At 68.4% G+C, this 7,776-nt stretch carries 6 protein-coding genes; 4 read left to right on the forward strand and 2 right to left on the reverse strand.

Going from position 1 to position 7,776, the window contains the following annotated elements; genetic code table 11:
* Both HMPREF2886_RS30725 and HMPREF2886_RS30730 read right to left on the reverse strand, forming a co-directional pair.
* On the reverse strand, window positions 1-1,346 hold a 1,346-nt coding region (locus HMPREF2886_RS30725), incomplete at its 3' end, for an acyl-CoA dehydrogenase family protein (protein ID WP_070749066.1).
* Between the two features lie 117 nt (window positions 1,347-1,463).
* On the reverse strand, window positions 1,464-3,086 hold the full coding sequence (locus tag HMPREF2886_RS30730; RefSeq protein ID WP_024918288.1) for an acyl-CoA synthetase: 1,623 nt from the start codon (window positions 3,084-3,086) through the stop codon (window positions 1,464-1,466).
* A gap of 245 nt (window positions 3,087-3,331) precedes the next feature.
* Between HMPREF2886_RS30730 and bfiS the strand changes: the two genes are divergently transcribed.
* The 4 genes from bfiS to HMPREF2886_RS30750 all read left to right on the forward strand — a co-directional run.
* Window positions 3,332-5,608 (forward strand): two-component system sensor histidine kinase BfiS, encoded by a 2,277-nt coding sequence (gene bfiS, locus HMPREF2886_RS30735; protein WP_033977418.1) that lies wholly within the window; start codon window positions 3,332-3,334, stop codon window positions 5,606-5,608.
* 2 nt (window positions 5,609-5,610) lie between these two features.
* Complete coding sequence (gene bfiR, locus HMPREF2886_RS30740; RefSeq protein ID WP_073649389.1) at window positions 5,611-6,255, forward strand: two-component system response regulator BfiR; 645 nt, start codon at window positions 5,611-5,613, stop codon at window positions 6,253-6,255.
* Between the two features lie 155 nt (window positions 6,256-6,410).
* The gene (locus HMPREF2886_RS30745) at window positions 6,411-7,241 is read left to right on the forward strand and encodes an ABC transporter substrate-binding protein (RefSeq protein ID WP_003118170.1); all 831 of its coding nucleotides are present in this window, start codon (window positions 6,411-6,413) and stop codon (window positions 7,239-7,241) included.
* Window positions 7,242-7,325: 84 nt separating this feature from the next.
* A partial coding sequence (locus HMPREF2886_RS30750) for an ABC transporter permease subunit (RefSeq protein ID WP_139148434.1) occupies window positions 7,326-7,776 on the forward strand: 451 nt, incomplete at its 3' end.

Here is a 7,776-nt window from a genome sequence, read left to right on the forward strand (position 1 = left end):
GCCTGGATGCCGTTGGTGCCTTCGTAGATCTGCGCGATGCGCACGTCGCGCACCAGTTGCTCCTGACCCCATTCGCGGATGTAGCCGTGGCCGCCGAACACCTGCTGGCCGAGCACGCAGCTCTCCAGGCCGGTATCGGTGAAGAAGGCCTTGGCCACCGGGGTCAACAGGGCCACCAGGGCTTCGGCCTGGCTGCGTTCTTCCTGGTCCTCGGCGTACTTGGCCAGGTCGAGCTGCTGCCCGACATAGGTGGAAAAGGCGCGGCCGCCCTCGGTCAGCGCCTTCATGGTGAGCAGCATGCGGCGCACGTCGGGGTGCACGATGATCGGGTCGGCGGCCTTGTCCCTGGCCACCGGGCCGGTCGGCGCGCGGCTTTGCAGGCGCTCGCGGGCGTAGGCGACGGCGCCCTGGTAGGACATCTCGGCGCAGCCGATGCCCTGGATGCCGATGGACAGGCGTTCGTAGTTCATCATGGTGAACATCGCCGCCAGGCCCTTGTTGACCTCGCCGACCAGCCAGCCGCTGGCGCCGTCGAAGTTCATCACGCAGGTGGCCGAGGCCTTGATCCCCATCTTGTGCTCGATGGAGCCACAGTGCACCGCGTTGCGTGCGCCGAGCGTGCCGTCGTCGCCGACCAGGAACTTCGGCACCAGGAACAGCGAGATGCCGCGCGAACCGGCCGGCGCGTCGGGCAGCTTGGCCAGCACCAGGTGGATGATGTTCTCGGTGAGGTCCTGTTCGCCGCCGGTGATGAAGATCTTCGTCCCGCTGACCCTGTATGAACCGTCGGCCTGCGGCTCGGCCTTGGTGCGGATGATGCCCAGGTCGGTGCCGGCGTGCGGTTCGGTCAGGCACATGGAGCCGGCCCAGGTGCCGGCGTACATGTTCGGCAGGTACCTGTTCTTCAGCTCCTCGCTGCCGTGCGCATCGAGGGCCAGGCAGGCGCCGGCGGAAAGGGTCGAATAGAGGCTGAAGCTGGCGTTGGCCGCGTACATCATCTCCTCGAACTGCACCGCCAGCATCTTCGGCATGCCCATGCCGCCATGGGCCGGATTGCCGGTGAGGCCGACCCAGCCGCCCTCGGCGTAGGTCGCGTAGGCCTCGCGGAAGCCGGCCGGGGTGCGCACGGCGCCGTCCTGCCACTGCGCGCCTTCCTCGTCGCCACTGCGGTTGAGCGGTGCGAGCAGGCTGCCGGTGACCTTGGCCGCTTCCTCGAGGATGGCGTCGGCGGTGTCGGCGTCGATCCGCTCGGCCAGTCGCGGCAGGCGCTGCCACAGGGCGGGGGCGTCGAACACATCGTTGAGCAGGAAGCGCATGTCGCGCAGCGGGGCGTTGTATTCAGGCATTGCACACCTCGTCGGTGAACGGCCGGCGGGACGGCCGCAGGTACAGGGTTGCCCGTGCGCATCCTGCCTACGGCCGCCGTGGCACGGCCGCTGCACGGGCATTTCGGCTGGCGGCGCTCAGAGGGCGGCGGCCCACTCGCGCAGCACGTATTTCTGGATCTTGCCGGTGGAGGTCTTCGGCAGTTCCGAGAACACCACGGTACGCGGAATCTTGAACGCGGCCAGGTGTTCGCGACAGAACGCGACGATCTCGCTCTCGGCGAGCCCCTGATGATCGCTCTTCAGGGTAATGAACGCACAGGGCGTTTCCCCCCACTTTTCGTCGGGCCGCGCCACCACCGCCGCCTCCAGCACCGCCGGGTGGCGGTAGAGCACGCCCTCCAGTTCGATGGTGGAGATGTTTTCGCCGCCGGAGATGATGATGTCCTTGAGCCGGTCGCGGATCTCGATGTAGCCGTCCGGATGGCAGACCGCCAGGTCGCCGGTATGGAACCAGCCGCCGGCGAAGGCTTCCTCGGTGGCGCTGGGATTCTTCAGGTAGCCCTTCATCACGGTATTGCCGCGCATGAAGATCTCGCCGATGGACTGGCCGTCGCGCGGCACCGGCTCTAGGGTCTTCGGGTCGGCTACCATCACCCCTTCGAGGGTCGGGTAGCGCACGCCCTGGCGCGACTTGATCGCGGCGCGCCGCTCCAGCGGCAGGTCGTCCCACTCGCCGTGCCAGGCGCAGACCGTGACCGGGCCGTAGACCTCGGTGAGGCCGTAGACATGGGTGACGCGGATGCCCATTTCCTCCACCGCGCCGATCACCTTGGCCGGCGGCGCGGCGCCGGCGACCATGGCATGCACCGGGTGGTCGATGGCGGCCTTGGCCGAGTCGGGCATGTTGATCAGGGCGTTGAGCACGATGGGCGCGCCGCACAGGTGGCTGACCTGGTGCTCGCGGATCAGGGTGAGGACCTTCTGCGGGTCGACCCGCCGCAGGCAGACGTGGACGCCGGCCAGCGCGGTCACCGTCCACGGATAGCACCAGCCGTTGCAGTGGAACATCGGCAGGGTCCAGAGGTACACCGGGTGCTGGCCCATGGACCAGGTCATCTGGTTGCCCAGCGCGTTCAGGTAGGCGCCGCGGTGATGGTAGACCACGCCCTTGGGGTTGCCGGTGGTGCCCGAGGTGTAGTTCAGCGAGATCGCCTGCCACTCGTCCCGGGGCCATTCCCAGGCGAACTGCGGGTCGCCCTCGGCGAGCAGCGCCTCGTAGTCCAGTTCGCCAACCGGGCGGCCTTCGCCATACTCGGGGTCGTTGACGTCGACCACCAGCGGCGGGTGGTCGAGCATGCCGATGGCGGCATGGATCACCTCGTGGAACTCGTAGTCGGTGATCAGCACCTTGGCTTCGCCGTGTTGCAGCATGAAGGCGATGGCCTCGGCGTCGAGGCGTACGTTGAGGGTGTTCAGCACCGCGCCGATCATCGGCACGCCATAGTGCGCCTCGAGCATCTCGGGGATGTTCGGCAGCATCACCGCCACCGTGTCGCCACGGCCGATGCCGCGCCCGGCCAGGGCCGAGGCCAGGCGTCGGCAGCGTTGGTAGGTCTGCGCCCAGTCGCGGCGGATGTTGCCGTGGATCACCGCGGGGTAGTGCGGATAGACGCTGGCCGTGCGCTCGATGAAGCTCAGCGGCGTCAGGGCGATGTGGTTGACGGCGGCGGGCGCGAGACCCTGTTCGAAGATCGACATGAAGAGTACCCCGTGGCTGATTGTTAGCTCTGTTCTGGGTAAGGGTCACGATCTGCCGCGCGGGAAGAGACTGCGTCGAAAACGGCTGGTTTCTCTGGCTCGGCAGATCGTGAACAGCTTCCAAGGACCAGGCGAAGCGCTCCTTGGGTTGGGGCGATTTATAGCAACGATGAAAAATATATGGAAGTTAAACCATAAGCTTATAGTATAAATACCATATCGGTTTCCAGGATCATCTTCCGCCCATGAGCCCGCTTCCCGCTTCGCCTGCCCTCAACAGCCTCCTGCGCCTGCTGCGCGAGGGCGCGCCGCTGGTCGAGCGGGTCGGTGCGCTGCGCCGCTTGCTGCTCGAACATCCGGGCACGCGCCAGGCCTGGTACCTGGCCTGGCAGCCGCAGGCGCAGACCTATACCCCGGTGCCGCCGTCGCCGGCGCTGCCGCCGGGCGCCGGCGAGCCGAACCGGGCCAGCGACCTGGCGTTGCGCGAGCGACTGGCGCGCGACGGCCGGCTGGCTCTGGACGAATTGCGGCGTTCCGCGTCCTGGCTCGGCGCGCGCTTGCGGCGTGCCGGCGTGGAGCATGGCATGGCCTTCGCCCTCGACCTGCAGGCCGGCGACGAAGGCCTGCTGCTGGTGGCCAGCGATACGCCGCAGAGCGCCGCGCTGGACTGGCTCGGCCTGCTCCTCGCACCGTTGCTCGCCGCCGCCCGTGGCGTCACCCGCGCCGCGCCGTTCCTCGCGGCCGACCCGCAGCCGGCGCTGCTGCTCGACAGCGAGGCGCAGGCGGTGGAATTCAACCAGGCTTTCCTTGCCTTGCTTGGCGAGCGGCCGCGCGAGGCCTGGCGCGCCTTCCTCCCGGCCAACCATGGGCAACTGGTGCGCGCCAGCCTGGGGCAGGCGCGGGCCCTCGGCGAGGTGGAGGCGGAGTGCGACGGGCGCATCCTGCTCTGGCAGTTCATTCCCGACAGCGCCGAGGCCCGGGTGCTGGCGCGCTGCCGCGACGCCACCGCCAGCCTGCGCGGCGAGCGCGAGGCGGCGCGGGCCAGTCGGCTGTACCGGCTGATCACCGAGAACACCACCGACCTGATTTCCCGGCATACCCTCGACGGCATTTTCCTCGACGCCTCGCCGGCCTCCTGGACCCTGCTCGGCTACTGGCCGGAGGAACTGCGCGGGCGTCCGGCGCAGGCGCTGTTCCACCCCCAGGACCGCGGCCAGGTGGCGCTGCGCGCGCGCGAAGCGCTGGAGCAGGACGGCTATCTGACCATCACCTACCGCATCCGCCATCGTGACGGCCGCTACCGCTGGTTCGAGACCGCCAGCCGGGCGATCCGCGAGACCTACACCGGGGCGGTGGTGGAGGTGGTCAGCGTGTCCCGCGATGTGACTCGGCGGGTCGAGGCGGAGGAGAACCGCCGGCGCCTGGCCGAAGTGGTCGAGGCGAACACCGACCTGGTGCTGTTCGTCGAGCATGGCGGCCGCGTCACCTACCTCAATCCTTCGGCACGCGCCGCCCTCGGCATCGCCGACGGACAGGAGCCGCCGGCGCTGGAACGCCTGCTGGCCGGCGACACTCCGGCGCGGCTGGCCGAGGAGGGTTGGCGACAGGCCCGCGATGGCGGCGTGTGGAGCCGCGAGGGGCGCCTGCAACCGCAGGACGGGCGTCCGTCGCTGCCGGTCTCGCTGGTGTTGCTGGCCCATCGCGGCCGCGGCGAGGAACGCTATTACTCGCTGGTGGCCCGCGACATGACCGAACGCGAACTGCGCGAGGCCCAGCAACGCCGTCACCAGGACGAACTGGCGCACACCGCGCGGCTGGTCACTCTCGGCGAACTGGCCTCGGGCATCGCCCACGAGATCAACCAGCCGCTGGCGGCGGTGATGAACTACGCCAGCGCCAGCCAGCGTTACCTGGCCGTCCTCGGCAGCCAGCCCGAGGCCGCCGGGCGGGTGGCCGAGGGGCTGGCGCGGATCGGCGAGCACGCCGGTCACGCGGCGGAGGTGATCAAGCGCCTGCGCGCCTTCCTGCGCAAGGGCCAGCGGCGCCTGCAGGCGCTCGACCTCAACCAGGTGGCACGCGAGGCCATCGGCCTCTGCGCCTGGGAGGCCGGGCACTGGCAGGTGGCGGTGGAAGAAGCGATGACCGACAATCCGCCGCCGCTGTATGCCGACCGCGTGCTGCTCGAACAGGTGTTCCTCAATCTGCTGCGCAACGCCATCGAAGCCAACCGCGAGGCGCATCCCGGCTCGCCGTCGCGGGTCGTCATCGGTAGCCGCGTCGAGCCCGGCGGGCTGCTCTGCCTGTGGGTTCGCGACCAGGGACCGGGAGTGCCGGCGGATCAGCTGGAACACATTTTCACGCCGTTCCACACCAGCAAGCCGGAAGGGCTGGGCCTGGGCCTGTCGATGAGCCGCAGCATCGTCGAGGGCTTCGGCGGCACCCTCGAAGCCGAGCTGCCGGCGGATGGCGGGTTGCTCATGAACTGCCGGCTGCCGCTCGCCGCCGGTGCCACGGGAGGTTAAGGATGGCTATGCCTGACGAAGCGCTGGTCTACGTGGTCGACGACGACCAGGGCATGCTCGAATCGACGGTCTGGCTGCTGGAATCGGTCGGCCTCGAGGCTCGGCCCTTCACCCAGGGCCGGGACTTCCTCGACGCCTGCGAGGGCGGCCGCCATGCCTGCGTCCTGCTCGACGTGCGGATGCCCGGCATGGGCGGGCTGAACGTGCAGGACGAACTGCTGGCGCGTGGCATCGACCTGCCGGTGATCTTCGTCAGCGGCCATGCCGACGTGCCCATCGTGGTGCGCGCCTTCAAGGCCGGTGCGGTGGATTTCATCGAGAAACCCTACAACGAACAATTGCTGCTCGACAGCGTGCAGCAGGCCCTCGATCGCCACGCCCGTCGGCGCCGGCACCGCGATCTCGACGCCGGGTTGCGCGAACGCCTGGACAGCCTCACCCCGCGCGAGCGCGACGTGCTCTTGCCGCTGGTGCGCGGCTATACCAGCCGCGAGGTGGCCGAGCAATTGGAGGTCAGCGTGAAGACCGTCGACCTCTACCGCGCGCGGGTGATGAAGCGCATGCAGGCCCAGACCCTGCCGGAGCTGGTGGGCATGGCCATCGCCGCCGGGCTGGTGGATCCGCTGCGCTTGCGCGAGGGCACTTGAGCGCGCGCGGGCCCTGGCGCGGGGCGGGACGTGGCATAGTTTGATATCTCATATGGTTATATGAAAACCATATTTCACCGGATGTTTGGTTATTAATAGACTGCGGCCCACCCGGCGCCCGACGTCGAACCCCATTCCTCCGCGAGATACCCATCATGAAGATTCGCCTGCTTGGCGCAGCCGTGGCGGCTGTGTTCACCCTGATCGGCAGCGCTGCCCATGCCGACGACCTGGCCGACATCCGCAAAAAGGGCGAGATCGTCATCGGCACCCTTGGCACCGACGAGCCGAACAGCTTCATCGACCCGAAGACCCGTCAGATCATCGGCTACGAGGTCGATCTTGGTACCGAGATCGCCAAGGCCATCGGGGTCAAGCCGGTGTTCAAGCAGATTTCCGTGGCGGCGCGTATCCCGGAGTTGCAGCAGGGCCACGTGGACCTGCTCGCCGCCTCGCTGACCCACAACAAGGAGCGCGAGGCGCTGGTGGATTTCTCCTATTCGATCATCGTCACCGGGCAGAAGGCCCTGGTGAAGAAGAACGCCGGCTTCGCCTCGCTGCATGACCTCGACGGCAAGAAGGTGCTGACGGTCAAGGGCGGCACCCAGGAGCCGAATATCCGCAAGGCGCTGCCCAACGCCCAGGTGGTCACCTTCGAGACCAGCCAGCAGGCGCTGCTGGCGTTGCAGCAGGGCAAGGGCCAGGCCTTCGTCGACGACGAGTCGGCACTGGTCAACGATTTCGGCAAGCTCGGCGCGGCGGCCGGCGGCTACGCCATCCTGCCGGAGAACCTGAGTACCGAGGCCCTGGCCATCGCCTTCCGCAAGGGCAATCCGCAACTCAAGCAACTGGTCGACTCGACCCTCGCCGGCCTGGAGCGCAGCGGCGCGGCGGAGCAGCTGTACCTCAAGTGGTACGGGCCGGGCACCAAGTCCAACCTCAGCGAGCGCCACTTCAAGATCGATTCCGACCGGATCCCCGAGTGAGCGCCTGACGTCTCTGCGTGACGGCGACGATGCGCGTCGCCGCCCGTCCCCTGTGAGTCCTCGCGGACAGCGTGCGCCTTTCCCATGTTCGAGTTCGATTTCTCCCTGCTGCTGCGCGGCCAGTACCATGAGATGCTGGTCGCCGGCCTGCTGCTGTCGCTGAAGCTGGCCGCCGTCACCCTGGTCTTCGCCGTGCCGCTGGCGATGCTGGTGGCGCTGCTGCGCCTGGCGCCGTTCCGCGCCCTGCAATGGCTCGGTTTCGCCTATGTCGAGAGCATCCGCAACGTACCGCTGCTGGCGCACATGCTGTTCTGGTACTTCGCCGCGCCGGAATGGCTACCCGAGGACCTCAAGGCCTGGCTCTACGCCGGCAACATCGAGGCCGCCAGTGCCATCGTCGCGCTGACCCTGTACACCGCCGCGTTCATGAGCGAGGACATGCGCAGCGGCATCCGCGCGGTGCCCACGGTGCAACTGGAGGCCGCCCGCGCGCTGGGCTTCGGCTACCTGGCGAGCATGCGCCTGGTGATCCTCC

This window comes from Pseudomonas sp. HMSC066A08 (assembly GCF_001813025.1).
In the GTDB taxonomy this organism is placed as follows: domain Bacteria; phylum Pseudomonadota; class Gammaproteobacteria; order Pseudomonadales; family Pseudomonadaceae; genus Pseudomonas; species Pseudomonas aeruginosa.

Coding starts and splice junctions, on each gene's coding strand:
- HMPREF2886_RS30730 (WP_024918288.1), bottom strand. CDS start 3,086: ATGTCGATCTTCGAACAGGGTCTCGCGCCCGCCGCCGTCAACCACATC.
- bfiS (WP_033977418.1), top strand. CDS start 3,332: ATGAGCCCGCTTCCCGCTTCGCCTGCCCTCAACAGCCTCCTGCGCCTG.
- bfiR (WP_073649389.1), top strand. CDS start 5,611: ATGGCTATGCCTGACGAAGCGCTGGTCTACGTGGTCGACGACGACCAG.
- HMPREF2886_RS30745 (WP_003118170.1), top strand. CDS start 6,411: ATGAAGATTCGCCTGCTTGGCGCAGCCGTGGCGGCTGTGTTCACCCTG.